14 protein-coding genes are annotated in these 12,511 nt (G+C 67.4%); 8 read left to right on the forward strand and 6 right to left on the reverse strand.

The window, feature by feature from the left end:
• Nucleotides 1–410: 410 nt before the first annotated feature.
• From AORI_RS76985 to AORI_RS77010, 6 genes are read left to right on the forward strand one after another with little or no spacing between them, the layout of a single operon-like run.
• On the forward strand, nt 411–680 hold the full coding sequence (locus AORI_RS76985) for a helix-turn-helix transcriptional regulator (protein ID WP_005155992.1): 270 nt from the start codon (nt 411–413) through the stop codon (nt 678–680).
• Nucleotides 677–1,213, forward strand: a complete 537-nt coding sequence (locus tag AORI_RS76990) for a hypothetical protein (protein ID WP_016337468.1) — start codon at nt 677–679, stop codon at nt 1,211–1,213. Before AORI_RS76985 ends, AORI_RS76990 begins: the two co-directional genes overlap by 4 nt.
• Entirely contained in the window at nt 1,210–1,665 is a 456-nt protein-coding gene (locus tag AORI_RS76995; RefSeq protein WP_016337469.1) for a hypothetical protein, read from the forward strand. The genes AORI_RS76990 and AORI_RS76995 overlap by 4 nt, the downstream gene beginning before the upstream one ends.
• On the forward strand, nt 1,662–1,892 hold the full coding sequence (locus AORI_RS77000; protein WP_016337470.1) for a hypothetical protein: 231 nt from the start codon (nt 1,662–1,664) through the stop codon (nt 1,890–1,892). Before AORI_RS76995 ends, AORI_RS77000 begins: the two co-directional genes overlap by 4 nt.
• On the forward strand, nt 1,889–2,815 hold the full coding sequence (locus AORI_RS77005; protein ID WP_016337471.1) for an ABC transporter ATP-binding protein: 927 nt from the start codon (nt 1,889–1,891) through the stop codon (nt 2,813–2,815). Before AORI_RS77000 ends, AORI_RS77005 begins: the two co-directional genes overlap by 4 nt.
• Complete coding sequence (locus AORI_RS77010; RefSeq protein ID WP_016337472.1) at nt 2,812–4,002, forward strand: ABC transporter permease; 1,191 nt, start codon at nt 2,812–2,814, stop codon at nt 4,000–4,002. Before AORI_RS77005 ends, AORI_RS77010 begins: the two co-directional genes overlap by 4 nt.
• Here AORI_RS77010 and AORI_RS77015 read toward each other — a convergent pair.
• From AORI_RS77015 to AORI_RS77030, 4 genes are all read right to left on the reverse strand, one after another.
• Nucleotides 3,999–5,345 carry a cryptochrome/photolyase family protein gene (locus tag AORI_RS77015; RefSeq protein ID WP_016337473.1) on the reverse strand — a complete coding sequence of 449 codons (1,347 nt, stop codon included), beginning with the start codon at nt 5,343–5,345 and terminating at the stop codon, nt 3,999–4,001. The two genes, AORI_RS77010 and AORI_RS77015, sit on opposite strands and share 4 nt — an antisense overlap.
• A gap of 114 nt (nt 5,346–5,459) precedes the next feature.
• Nucleotides 5,460–6,776 carry a citrate synthase gene (locus AORI_RS77020; RefSeq protein WP_016337474.1) on the reverse strand — a complete coding sequence of 439 codons (1,317 nt, stop codon included), beginning with the start codon at nt 6,774–6,776 and terminating at the stop codon, nt 5,460–5,462.
• 192 nt (nt 6,777–6,968) lie between these two features.
• The gene (locus tag AORI_RS77025) at nt 6,969–7,910 is read right to left on the reverse strand and encodes a carbohydrate kinase family protein (protein WP_016337475.1); all 942 of its coding nucleotides are present in this window, start codon (nt 7,908–7,910) and stop codon (nt 6,969–6,971) included.
• Nucleotides 7,911–7,953: 43 nt separating this feature from the next.
• Nucleotides 7,954–8,544: a TetR/AcrR family transcriptional regulator gene (locus AORI_RS77030; RefSeq protein ID WP_016337476.1), complete on the reverse strand. Its 591-nt coding sequence runs from the start codon at nt 8,542–8,544 to the stop codon at nt 7,954–7,956.
• 103 nt (nt 8,545–8,647) lie between these two features.
• Between AORI_RS77030 and AORI_RS77035 the strand changes: the two genes are divergently transcribed.
• Complete coding sequence (locus AORI_RS77035) at nt 8,648–9,793, forward strand: acyl-CoA dehydrogenase family protein (protein ID WP_016337477.1); 1,146 nt, start codon at nt 8,648–8,650, stop codon at nt 9,791–9,793.
• Nucleotides 9,794–9,867: 74 nt separating this feature from the next.
• Nucleotides 9,868–10,485 (forward strand): Uma2 family endonuclease, encoded by a 618-nt coding sequence (locus AORI_RS77040; RefSeq protein ID WP_016337478.1) that lies wholly within the window; start codon nt 9,868–9,870, stop codon nt 10,483–10,485.
• A 232-nt stretch (nt 10,486–10,717) separates the two neighbouring features.
• Here the strand turns inward: AORI_RS77040 and AORI_RS77045 are convergent, their stop codons facing one another.
• Together AORI_RS77045 and AORI_RS77050 are read right to left on the reverse strand one after the other, a co-directional pair.
• Nucleotides 10,718–11,209: a hypothetical protein gene (locus tag AORI_RS77045; protein ID WP_016337479.1), complete on the reverse strand. Its 492-nt coding sequence runs from the start codon at nt 11,207–11,209 to the stop codon at nt 10,718–10,720.
• Between the two features lie 67 nt (nt 11,210–11,276).
• The gene (locus AORI_RS77050; protein WP_016337480.1) at nt 11,277–12,506 is read right to left on the reverse strand and encodes an amidohydrolase; all 1,230 of its coding nucleotides are present in this window, start codon (nt 12,504–12,506) and stop codon (nt 11,277–11,279) included.
• Nucleotides 12,507–12,511: the final 5 nt, after the last annotated feature.

Raw genomic sequence — 12,511 nt, forward strand, 5'->3', positions numbered from 1 at the left:
CGAAACGTCCGATTGCCACCGTGCGCGAGGGTCGTGAGTGATTTGGGTGGTTCTATTGAGGGGCAAGTCAAACGTGTCGTGTTCGTGATCGAGGCCTCCGCCGGGGTGAAAGCTCCCTTGGCCGCGTCCGACGCGGCCAACGGAGCCTTCGGCCCGGGGTCGTGAGTGGCGATGCTCGTTCTAACCCTCTTTGCCACTCACGACCCCAGCATGGAAACGGATACACAGGTATCAATCGGACATCCGATCGACACGAGACGCCCCTTGCAGGCACTCAGGACCGGTCGGCCCACGAAGAAGGTCTGCGCCGCAGCGGCGCGGACGCGCCACATTCGACTTACCCCTCGATAAATGCGGCGAGTCATGCCCTCAGCTTGACGAGTCGTTGGGTTTTTGCAACAGTATGTTCCATGAGCCCGGTAAGACGCGGCAAAGAGCTGCCGATCTACAACCGGCTTCCCGTGCTCCGGGCGGAGCGTGGACTGAGCAGAGCCGCCCTCGCGACGGCCGTCGAGGTCAACCCGCAGACCATCGGCGCGCTCGAACGGGGAGACCACTACCCGAGCCTGGACCTGGCGTTCCGCATCTGCGCGGTGTTCGACCTCCCGGTCGAAGCCGTGTTCAGCCGCGAACCGTTCACGCCGCTGTCCACTCAGGTCTACCGGGAGGGGGGAACATGAGCGAGGAGCGAGGCCGTCTCGCGGCGTACTGGGAGCGTCAGCAGGAGCGGCTGGACGAGGTGGAACGCAAGCGAGCGCTCAAGCTGCCGACGTGGCGCACGCGGAAACGGCGACGGGCGTTGAGTGTGCTGGTGCTGGCGGGTGATCTGATCCTGATCGCCGGAGCGGTCTTCTACCAGACAGGGCAGACGGGGGCCTTCCTCGTGTGCTGGCTCGGCGGCGGTGTCGTGGCGGGTGGCGCGCAGTACCTGCTGCGGATCCTCACCGGCAAGATGAGCGGCGGTTTTTCGATGTGGCTCGACGAGCGCGAGCGGGAGATGCGCCACCGCGTCACCTATGTCAGTTACCAGATCCTCGTGGGGCTGATGCTGCTCGCGGTGCTGTACGGGCTCCTGGTCCCCGGGCCCAAAGCCGGCGGCGCGATGATGGCCTGCGCGCTGCTGATCACCGGCACCACGGTGTCCGCCGTCATCCTTGGCTGGTCGCTGCCGGACGACGACCCCGAGGATTTCGAAGGGGTGAGCCCCGCATGACCACCACCCGGACACGAGCGGATCGCCGACGGCTCGCCGTCGCGGCCGTGATCGGCCATCTGGTCGTGATCGCCGGTGCCGCGTTGCTGCGCGAGCCGACCTTGTGGTTCGCCGTGGGCCTGATGGGCCCGGGGCTGTGTCTCTGCGTCGGCACCGCGGCGGTGCTGCGCAAGGCCGTCGGCAGGCCCGGCTCCGCGGCGAAGGATCTCGACGAACGCGAACTGCTGCTGCGAAATCGCGCGCACTACGCTGCGTTCCAGGGGATCTGCGTGCTGATGCTGGTGGATCTCGGGTACGGGCTTTACGCGGCGGGGCAACCGGATTCCGGTTCCCTGCTGTCCGCGATGACAGCGGCGTTGTTCGTCTTCGGGACGTCGCTACCGGCGCTGTGGCTCGCGTGGCGGCTGCCGGACGACGACCCCGAAGACTTCGAGGGGGTGACTCCGGCATGACCGGGGAGAAGAAGCGGCACAAGATGTCCATCGGCGTGGTCGCCGTCGTGCTGGTGGCGGGTGGGGTCCTCGCCGGCGCGGGGAGGGCGGTCCTGGTGTACCGGGCCACCTCGGTGGTGAGCAACGTCAAGCTGGACGGGCTGATCGAACGGAACCGCACGGTTTCCGGCGTCCATCGGGGATTCGCGGCGCTGGTGCGGTATTTCGAAGAGGGGAAGTGGAAATGAGCGAGGGGAAGCTGGAGATCGACAAGATCTCCAAGCGCTACGGCGCGAAGGTGGCGCTGGACGAGGTGAGCTTCGAGGTCCAGCCCGGTGAGCTGTTCGGTTTCGTCGGCAGCAACGGCGCGGGCAAGACCACCACGATGCGGATCGTGCTCGGGGTGCTGGCGGCCGACTCCGGCGAGGTGCGCTTCGGCGGCGCCCCGATCACGCACGAGACCCGCACGCATATCGGGTACATGCCGGAGGAACGCGGGCTGTACCCGAAGATGAAGGTGCTGGAGCAGCTGGTCTATCTCGCCGAGCTGCACGGGATGTCGGCCAACGACGCCCACCGCAGCGCCGAGAACTGGATCGCCCGGCTCGGGCTGACCGAACGGCGCAAGGACGAGGTGCAGAAGCTGAGCCTCGGCAACCAGCAGCGCGTGCAGCTCGCCGCCGCGCTGGTGCACGATCCGAAGGTCCTCGTACTGGACGAGCCGTTCTCCGGCCTCGACCCGCTGGCCGTGGACGTGATGAGCGGGGTGCTGCGGGAGAAGGCCGCGACCGGCGTGCCGGTGGTGTTCTCCAGTCACCAGCTGGATCTGGTCGAGCGGCTGTGCGACCGGGTCGGCATCATCCGAAGTGGACGGATGGTCGCCTCCGGCACCGTCGAGGAGCTGACCGCCGGCGCGGGCAACGGGCTCGTCGTCACCGCGCCCGCCGCCGCCCCCGGCTGGGCTTCGGCCGTTCCCGGCGTCCGGACGATCGAGCAGAACGGCCCGACGACGATCCTCGAACTCGAGACGGGTGCCGACGATCAGGCCGTGCTCGCCGCGGCGCTGGCGACCGGGCCGGTCACCGAATTCACCAAACGCAGGCGTTCGCTGACCGAGCTCTTCCGCGACGCCGTCGCCGAGAAGCCGGCGGCACAGGGAGTTTCCGCATGAACACCGTTTCCTCATGGCGCGCGGTCTGGCTCATCGCCAAACGCGAGCTGAACACCCGGCTGCGCACCAGGTCCTTCGTGGTCGGCACCGCCGTCCTGCTGGTCATGCTGATGGGTTACGTCCTGCTGCAGTCCACGCTGATCAGCAACGAGGACAAGAGCAAGGTCGGCCTCACCGGGCAGACCGCCGGGATCGCGCAGCAGCTCAAGACCGCGGGCGAAGCCATCGGCGAGAAGATCGAGACCGTCACGGTCGCCGATCCGGCGCAGGGCCGCTCGCAGGTCGAAAACGGTGATCTCGACGCGCTGCTGTCCGGCAACGCCACCGAGCTGAAGGTGCTCGTCAAGTCCGAATTGGACACCAAGCTGCGCGCGCTGCTGAACGGCGTTTCCCAGCAGGAAGTGTTGAACGGCATCCTTTCCGAAGCCCAGGAGTCCCCTGAGCAGGTGATGCGTACGGTCCACCAGACGCAGGTCGAGGTCGACTCGATCAAACCGCCGGATCCCGAGAAGTCGCAGCGGATGGTGATCGGGCTGATCGTCGCGGTGCTGCTGTACATGAGCATCGTGACCTACGGGACGCTGGTCGCGCAGGGTGTGGTCGAAGAGAAGTCCAGCCGGGTGGTGGAGATCCTGCTGTCCACGGTCCGGCCGTGGCATCTGTTGCTGGGCAAGGTGATCGGGCTCGGCCTGGTCGGGCTGACGCAGCTGGTGATCATCGGCGGCGCCGGATTCATCGTCGCCTCGGCGACCGACGTGCTGACGCTGTCCGGGGTCGCGACGAGCGCCCTGCTGTGGGGTGTCGTGTGGTACCTGCTCGGTTTCCTGCTCTACGCCACCGTCTACGGCGCCATGGGTTCGCTGGTCTCCCGGCAGGAGGACACCCAGTCGGTGATCGGGCCGGTCAACATCGTGCTGATCCTCGGCTTCGTCGTCGGCTTCAACCTGCTGGCCCAGGCACCGGAAGGCACCGGGACGAAGGTGCTTTCCCTGGTGCCGCTGCTTTCCCCGGTGCTGATGCCCGCGCGGATCGCGGCGGGCACCGTCGAGGTGTGGGAGATCGTGGCGTCACTGGGCCTGACCGTGGCCGCCATCGCCCTGTTCACCTGGCTGGGCGCGCGGATCTACCAGAACAGCGTCCTGCGGGTCGGCAGCCGGATCAAGCTTTCGGAAGCCCTGCGCGGCTAACCTTTGATGGCGCCGTAGCGCTCCAGGGCGACCTGACGTTCGTGCGCGTGGTCGACCATCGGCGCCGGATAGTCCTTCACGTTCTCCGGTTTGTGCACGGCTTTGCCCGGCACAGACCGGAGTTCGGGGACGTAGCGGCGGACGTAGTCACCGGCGGGGTCGAACTTCTCCCCCTGTGTGGTCGGGTTGAAGACCCGGAAGTAGGGCGCGGCGTCGGTGCCGCTGCCCGCGACCCACTGCCAGTTCAGCTGGTTCGACGCGAGATCGCCGTCGACCAGATGCTTCATGAAATGCCGGGCGCCGAGCCACCACGGCAGATGCAGGTCCTTGACCAGGAAGCTCGCCACGATCATCCGGACGCGGTTGTGCATCCAGCCCTCGGCGAGCAACTGGCGCATCCCGGCGTCGACGATCGGGAACCCGGTGCGTCCCTCGCACCACCGCCGGAAAGCCTCGTCGTCGCTCTCGTGTTCCATGGCGTCGAACCGCGAATCGTAGTTCTTCCGCGCGGTTTCGGGGCGGTGCCACAGGACGTCGGCGTGGAACTCGCGCCAGGCGAACTCACCGCGCAGTGCCTTGGCGCCGGAGCCTTCGTTCCCGGCGAGGTCCGCCAGCAGGGTGCGCGGATGGACGCAACCCCAGCGCAGATACGGTGAAAGCCTTGTCGTACCGGGACGATCGGGACGGTCACGATCCTCGTCGTAGGTTTCCAGGCCGTCGTCCAGGAACTCGTGCCAGCGCTCCAACGCCGCCTTCTCGCCGGGCTCGGGCAGCTCCATCCCTTTGAGCGACGGGGATTTCGGGAGTTCGACCGATCGCGGCGGCTCCACCCAGTCCACAATGGACTTCCCGGTGTCGGCGGGGCGCGGCCAGCCGTGGCGCACCCACGCACGGTAGAACGGGGTGAACACGCGATACGGATCCCCGTCGGGTTTGGTGATGCGGCCGGGCGTGATCGCGTACGACGAACCCGTCTCGGCCCAGGCGATGTCGTGCTCCGCCAACGCCTTCTCGACCTCGTCGTCGCGGCGGCGGCCGTACGGGCCGGTGTCGGCGCTGACGTGCACGGTCGCGGCGCCGACCTCGCGCGCGGCCTTGACGACCTCCTTGACCGGGTCGCCCTTGACCAGCATCAGGCGTCCGCCGAGCTGGTCGTCCAGCGCCTTCAGGCAGCCGTGCAGGAACGCGACGCGCGGGGCGCCGGAGGGTTTGAGGAGCGCGTCGTCGAGGACGTACAGCGCGAGGACGTGCTTGCTGTGCTTCGAGGCCTCAAGGAGGGCGGCGTGGTCGCCGAGGCGGAGGTCGCGGCGGAACCACAGGACTACCGGGGCTTCTCTGGTCACTCGGGAAACCCTAAGCGTGCTCTCGCGCCTCCGCACGCCCGGATGTCATGAAAGGGTCGTTCCTGACGAAAAACGTCAGGAACGACCCTTTCATGACACTTGCGGGAGGGAGGATCAGCGCTCCGAGATGGGCGCGTAGTCCCGCGACGCGTAGCCGGTGTAGATCTGCCGCGGGCGGCCGATCTTGGTGGCCGGGTCCTGGATCATCTCGCGCCAGTGCGCGATCCAGCCCGGCAGGCGGCCGAGCGCGAACAGCACCGTGAAGTACTTGGTCGGGAAGCCGAGCGCCCGGTAGATCAGGCCGGTGTAGAAGTCGACGTTCGGGTACAGCTTGCGCTCGATGAAGTAGTCGTCCGAGAGCGCGGTCTCTTCCAGCTTCTTCGCGATGTCGAGCAGCTGGTCGCCGCCCTTGAGCTTGGAGAGGATCTCGTCCGCGGTGTTCTTGATGATCTTCGCGCGCGGGTCGTAGTTCTTGTAGACCCGGTGCCCGAAGCCCATCAGGCGGACACCCTTTTCCTTGTTCTTCACGCGCTGGACGAAGTTCGCGACGTCGCCGCCCTCGGCCTGGATGCCCTCGAGCATGTCCAGGACCGCGCTGTTGGCGCCACCGTGCAGCGGGCCGAAGAGCGCGTTGATGCCGGCCGAGATCGAGGCGAACAGGTTCGCCTCGGAGGAGCCGACGAGGCGCACGGTCGAGGTGGAGCAGTTCTGCTCGTGGTCGGCGTGCAGGATGAACAGCAGGTCGAGCGCCTTGGCGACGTCCGGGTCGACCTCGTAGGGCTCGGCCGGGAAGCCGAAGGTCATCCGCAGGAAGTTCTCGACCAGGCCGAGCGAGTTGTCCGGGTACAGCAGCGGCTGGCCGACGGACTTCTTGTACGCGTACGCGGCCAGGGTGGGGACCTTGGCCAGCAGGCGGATGGTGGACAGCTCCACGTTCGCTTCGTCGAACGGGTTGAGCGAGTCCTGGTAGAAGGTCGACAGCGCGGATACGGCGCTGGACAGCACCGGCATCGGGTGCGCGTCGCGCGGGAAGCCGCTGAAGAAGGCCTTGAGGTCCTCGTGCAGCAGGGTGTGCCGCTGGATCTTCCCGGTGAACTCTTCCAGCTGAGCCTGCGTGGGCAGCTCGCCGTAGATGAGCAGGTACGAGACCTCGATGAAGGTCGACTTCTCGGCCAGCTGCTCGATCGGGTACCCGCGGTAGCGCAGGATGCCGGCGTCACCGTCGATGTAGGTGATGGCCGAGGACGCGGCGCCGGTGTTCACGAAGCCCGGGTCGTGGGTGATGTACCCGGTCGTCGCCAGCAGCTTCCCCAGCTCGATCCCAGGCGCACCCTCCACCGGGTGGATCACCTTGAACTCGTGCTCGCCATTGGGCAGGCGCAGCGTCGCGGTCTCGCCGGACTGCCCCGCAGCCGTCGTCGCGTCGGACATGTAAGTCCCTCTCACGTTCAGCACGGGCCGGCGGCGCCTGTAGGTTCCACAGGTACGCCCTCTTTCACGCGCGTGACCCACGGCCTCGCTGCACACCGCCCCGCTGGGGTATGAATTCCCCTCCACGCTAGTCGAGAATGGGGTCAACGCGCAGCGGGTGAGTTGCTCACAACAGCCCCTTTGGGACCAGGTTCACACGGCGGATGCCATATCTTCGGCCGTCGGCGGTTCCGCCCCGCTCCGCGAGACGGTGATCGACGCCGCTTTCGCCGCGAATTCGAGCGCCGTACGCCAGCCGCCGGGGTCGAGAGTGGACACGTCCCGCACGCCGTTCGAGTACAGCCAGGCCAGCAGGGCGCCTTGCACGGTGTCACCGGCGCCGATCGTGTCGACCACGTCGACCCGGCGTGACGGGACCTGCGCGATTTCGCCCGCTCGTGTGATGACGGACAACCCGCGCGCGCCGCGGGTGAGCACGACGGCATCGACTCCGCAAGAGGTCCAGACCTTTGCCGCGTCGATCGGGTCGGCGCCTTCGGCGAGCCATTCCGTGTCGTCGTCGGAGATCTTGAGCAGGCGGACATGCGGCAGCCAGGACTCGAACCGCGCCCGGTACGCCGCCGGATCCTCGATCAGCGCCGCACGGATGTTCGGATCGAGGACGGTCAGCACGCCGCGCGCGGATTCGCGGCGCAACAGCGTTTCGTACGTGCTCGCGCCCGGCTCCAGGACCATGCCGAGGGTGCCGAGGGAGAGCGCCGTCACATCTTCGGGGAGCGGGCCGGGGTCGGCGACGAGCCGGTCCGCGGTGCCCTCGGTGTAGAAGGTGTACCGGGCGGAGCCGGTGTCGTCGAGCGCGACCACGGCCAGCGTCGTCGGCTCGTTTCCCCGCTGCAGCAACGCGGTGTCGACGCCGGAGGCGTGCAGGCGGTCCACCAGCGCGACACCGAAACGGTCGTTCGAGACGCGCGAGAGGAAACCCGTCGGGACACCGAGCCGCCCGGCGGCGAGCGCGACGTTGTAGGGACCACCACCCATCCGGGGCAGCAGCGCGCGCAACCCACCGTCCACAGTGGAATCCAACGGTTCACCAGGAACGAGGTCGACCAGCGCCTCTCCACCCACCACGATCACGGGCGCGATGCTAGCCGAGGCGGTGGTTCCACCACCAGAATTGTCAGTTCAGGACATTTTTTGTCGCCAGGCCGCCAAGCAAAAGCTCCGACAACGCGGTGAACGCTTCGGCGTCGGTCACCCCGGCGCGCTGCCCGATCACGCCGGTCTGGATTCCCTCGATGATCAATCCCGCCATTTCCGCGATCAGCCGCGCGTGCACCTCACGGAAAACACCGTCGGTGACCCCTCGGTCGATGAACGACCGGATCCGGGCGGCCGCGGCGCGGCTGTTGAGCTGATACGCGTCCCGCGCCGGCGCGAATTCGGCGATGTCGGTCATGAAAGCGGCCGAGGCGCGATTCAGGTATTCGGAGATCCCAGCGAGATACTCGCCGAGGATCTTGCGGGCGTCGTCGATCCCGGCGATCCGCTCCTCCAGCAGCTCGGCGGCCCCCTTGAAAAAGTGGGTGACGACCTTCACCGCGAGCTGCTCCTTGCTGGGGGCGAGCGCGTAGAGGGTCGATTTCGAGCAGCGGAGCCTCGCGGCCAGGTCGTCCAGCGTGAACTGGGAGAACCCCTCGGCGAGGAAGAGCGCTTCAAGTTCCGAGAGCAGTGCTCTCTGGCGCGCGGTGGGCTGGCGGCGCGAGGTCATCGGATCACTATCCCCTACGCGAACGATGTACCCCCAGCGCCGTCTACTGTACGCTGAATCAGCCCACAGTACTGTTTTTAGTACCGTTCAGCTCGGAGGAGCCATGCCGGCGGACCGTCTGCTGCCCAGCACCGAGGCCCAGGACCTGATCGACCTGGCCAAGGAGATCGCGCGCGAGGAACTCGCCCCGATCGCGAGCAAGTACGAAGAGACCGCGCACTTCCCGCGCGAGCAGTTCCGATTGCTCGGCCAGGCGGGGCTCCTCGGCCTGCCGTACTCGGAGCGCTGGGGTGGCGGCGAGCTGTCGTATGAGGTCTACCTGCAGGTTCTGGAGGAGATCGCCGCGGCGTGGATGTCGGTGGGCGTCGGGCTCTCCGTGCACACGATGTCCTGCTTCGCGCTGGCGCACCACGGCACCGACGAACAGCGTGACCGCTGGCTGCCCGCGATGCTCGAAGGCGGCCTGCTGGGCGCGTACGCGCTCTCGGAGACCCACGCCGGCTCCGACGCGGCCGCGTTGTCCACTCGCGCGCGGCTCGACGGTGACCAGTACGTCGTGAACGGCACGAAGGCGTGGATCACCCATGCGGGTGAGGCCGATTTCTACACGACGATGGTGCGCACCAGCGACGAGGGCGGGCAGGGCATCAGCTGCCTGCTCATCGACGCGGCGACGCCCGGCCTCTCGGCCGCGCCGCCCGAGCGGAAGATGGGCCTCACCGGGTCGACCACGGCCCAGCTGATGTTCGAAGACGCCGCCGTCGACGCCGAACGCCGGATCGGCGAAGAGGGCCAGGGGCTGAAGATCGCGCTGTCGTCGCTCAGCTCCGGGCGACTGGGCATCGCCGCGTGCGCCGTCGGGCTCGCGCAGGCCGCGCTGGACGAAGCACTCGAGTACGCGAAGGGCCGCACGCAGTTCGGGCGGCCGATCATCGAGTTCCAGGGCCTGGAGTTCCTGCTGGCCGACATGGCCGCGACAGTCGAGACCTCGCGCGCGATGTACCTTGACGCGGCCCGCCGCCGCGACCGCGGGCTGCCGTTCCAGCGGCAGGCGTCCATCGCGAAGCTCGTCGCGACCGACGGCGCGATGAAGGTGACCACCGACGCCGTGCAGGTCCTCGGCGGCGCCGGCTACACGAAGGACTTCCCGGTGGAGCGGTACATGCGGGAGGCGAAGGTGCCGCAGATCTTCGAGGGCACGAACCAGATCCAGCGCATGGTGATCGCGCGGGAACTGCGGAAAGGCTGACACTCCGCGCTGATACGATCACCGATGGTCATCTCGTTGGCCGTGAGACACTGTGGATGACGTGAGGAGACGCTGTGACAGCCGTTCCCCATTCCACGACCGGGTCGCACGGTGAACCAGGGTGGGCCATCCCGGATCACCTGCTGTCGGTCGCGGAGTACGCGGCGCTCGGTGAGCCCGATTCCGGATTCACCGAGCTCGTGGAAGGCCGCCTCGTCATGTCACCGAGCCCCAAGAGGAGACACAACAAGGCGCTGTACGCCTTGGCCAGGCAGCTGGAGTCGCAGCTGCCCGATCACCTCGAATTCGTCCAGGACATCGACGTCGATCTGGGGTTGGTGCCGCCAGGCGAGCCTGGCTTCGCCAGGCGACCGGATCTGATCATCGCCCTTCGCGAGGCGGGCGAACGGATCGACGAAGAAGACACGATGTATCACGCGGACGACGTCGTCGTGGTGGTCGAGATCGTGTCACCTGGCTCGAAGCGCACCGACTACGTGACCAAACACGGCGAGTACGCCGACGCGGGGATCCCGCATTACTGGATCGTCGACCTCAGCGAACCGGTCTCGCTTGTCGCCTGTCACCAGGCGGGCGAACTCGGCTATCAGGACGCTCCGGCCATGACAGGCGAATTCCAGGCCGTCGAACCGTTTCCGGTGAAGCTGGATCTCGACCGGCTGCTGTCGTGAGTGTTTCGGGTCGTTAGAGCCAAGGGTGTCTTAAGCATCTACGCGGAGCGCGGCTGCGGCTGATCCAACCTGCGTCAGTAGGCACTAGCGGAGTGGTGTGGGCTGAAGGCTCCCTTCACCGAGTCTGATGCGACGAAAGGAGCCTTCGCCCCCGGTCGGCCACGGGGAGCGGCGGTTCGGCCGCAGGTGTCGCCTCGTGAGTGTTTTGGGTCGTTAGAACGACCCGAAACACTCACGAGCCTCCGTGCCCCGGCGGACCAAACTGCTGTGGCGGCGGACCGGGCTGCCGCGGCCATCCGTTCTGCGGCGGATAAGGCTGCTGCCCCGGTGCGGGTTGCCACTGGGGCTGCGGAAAACCCTGCTGCTGCGGGAAACCCGGCTGCGCCTGCCACTGCACGTCCTGCCGAGCCGCGGCGATGGCGCGGTCCTTGCGCCGTTTCCCGCGGATCAGCATCGTCGCCCCCAAGCCGGTCAGCGCGACACCGACCCCTGCCATCCAGAGACCGTGATTCCGGAACGTCTCGGCACGGGACTCGGCGGCGGCCTTCATCTCGGCGTAGGTGTCCTCGCCGGTGGTGCGACCGTTCTTCGTGGTCTCGCAGACGTCCCCGGGCGACATGATCCGGCCCCCGCATTTGATGAGATTCGGGTCCTCTCGCGAGAACAGCAAGGTGACGACCAAGAATCCGATACCGACGACCAAGACGAAGACCCAGCGCTTCATGTGTTACACACCCTCCCCAATGTGTCACACATGAGAGCACAGGTGGAGCCGCCATGGCAAGACCAGGTCAGGCCTCGCGGTAACGCCGCTCCTCGGTGACGCCGACCCCGGTCTCCTCGTCGAAGTGATAGACCTCGCGACCGCGCACGAACACGCGCATCGCCCGGTTCATCACGTCCAGCGGGTCACCCGACCAGATGACCACGTCGGCGTCGAGGCCCGGCTTCAGCGAGCCGACCTGGTCGTCAAGGTCGAGCATCGCGGCGGGATTGACGGTCAGCGCCTTCAGCGCGGTCTCCGGGTCCAGGCCGTCCTTCACCGACAGCGCGGCCTGGTAGACCAGGAAGTTGATCGGCACGACGGGGTGGTCCGTGGTGATCGCGATCCGCACGCCCGCCCTGGCGAGGATGCCGGGCGCGCGCAGGGTGCGGTTGCGCAGCTCCACTTTGGACTTGGTGGTGAACAGCGGCCCGAGGATCACCGGCACGTCCCGCTCGGCGAGCAGGTCCGCGATCAGATGGCCTTCGGTGCCGTGGTTGATCACCAGTTTGTAGCCGAACTCGTCGGCCAGCCGGATCGCGGTGACCATGTCGTCGGCGCGGTGGACGTGCTGGTCCCAGTACAGCTCGCCGTCGAGGACCTTGGCCAGCGTCTCCTTGGTGAGGTCGACGTCGAACGGCTTGCCCTCGCCGGCGGCGTGCTCGCGCTGGGCGGCGTAGTTGCGCGCGGCGGTGAAGGCGTCACGGATGGTGGACGCGACACCGAGCCTGGTCGACGGCGTCTGCTTCTTCTCGCCGTACACGCGTTTCGGGTTCTCGCCGAGCGCGCTCTTCACGCTGACACCTTCGGCGAAGATCATGTCGAGCACGGTCCGGCCCCAGGTCTTGACGCCGATCGTCTGCCCGCCGATGGGGTTCCCCGAGCCGGGCTTGATGACGACGCTGGTGACGCCGCCCGCCAGCGCGTCGTCGAAGCCGGGCTCGTACGGGTCGATCCCGTCGATCGCGCGGAACCGCGCGCCGTTGGGGTCGGTCATCTCGTTGGTGTCGTTCCCGGACCAGCCTTCGCCGTCTTCGTGCACGCCGAGGTGGGCGTGCGCGTCGATGAACCCGGGCAGCACCCAGCTGCCCGCGGCGTCGATCAGTTCGGCGTCGTCGGGGATGTCGACGTCGGCGGCCGTGCCGACCGCGGCGATCTTCCCGTTCTCGATGAGGACCGTGCCGCCGTCGATGGGATCACCGTCGACCGGGACGACGTAACCACCGACGATGGCCTTGACCTGTGCTTTGTCAGACATACTTT

The sequence above is a fragment of the Amycolatopsis keratiniphila genome (genome assembly GCF_000400635.2).
Lineage (GTDB): Bacteria > Actinomycetota > Actinomycetes > Mycobacteriales > Pseudonocardiaceae > Amycolatopsis > Amycolatopsis keratiniphila.

Excerpts from the sequence above, each read along its gene's own strand:
- AORI_RS76985 (WP_005155992.1), top strand. The coding sequence starts at position 411 with ATGAGCCCGGTAAGACGCGGCAAAGAGCTGCCGATCTACAACCGGCTT.
- AORI_RS76990 (WP_016337468.1), top strand. The coding sequence starts at position 677 with ATGAGCGAGGAGCGAGGCCGTCTCGCGGCGTACTGGGAGCGTCAGCAG.
- AORI_RS76995 (WP_016337469.1), top strand. The coding sequence starts at position 1,210 with ATGACCACCACCCGGACACGAGCGGATCGCCGACGGCTCGCCGTCGCG.
- AORI_RS77000 (WP_016337470.1), top strand. The coding sequence starts at position 1,662 with ATGACCGGGGAGAAGAAGCGGCACAAGATGTCCATCGGCGTGGTCGCC.
- AORI_RS77005 (WP_016337471.1), top strand. The coding sequence starts at position 1,889 with ATGAGCGAGGGGAAGCTGGAGATCGACAAGATCTCCAAGCGCTACGGC.
- AORI_RS77010 (WP_016337472.1), top strand. The coding sequence starts at position 2,812 with ATGAACACCGTTTCCTCATGGCGCGCGGTCTGGCTCATCGCCAAACGC.
- AORI_RS77020 (WP_016337474.1), bottom strand. The coding sequence starts at position 6,776 with ATGTCCGACGCGACGACGGCTGCGGGGCAGTCCGGCGAGACCGCGACG.
- AORI_RS77030 (WP_016337476.1), bottom strand. The coding sequence starts at position 8,544 with ATGACCTCGCGCCGCCAGCCCACCGCGCGCCAGAGAGCACTGCTCTCG.
- AORI_RS77035 (WP_016337477.1), top strand. The coding sequence starts at position 8,648 with ATGCCGGCGGACCGTCTGCTGCCCAGCACCGAGGCCCAGGACCTGATC.
- AORI_RS77045 (WP_016337479.1), bottom strand. The coding sequence starts at position 11,209 with ATGAAGCGCTGGGTCTTCGTCTTGGTCGTCGGTATCGGATTCTTGGTC.
- AORI_RS77050 (WP_016337480.1), bottom strand. The coding sequence starts at position 12,506 with ATGTCTGACAAAGCACAGGTCAAGGCCATCGTCGGTGGTTACGTCGTC.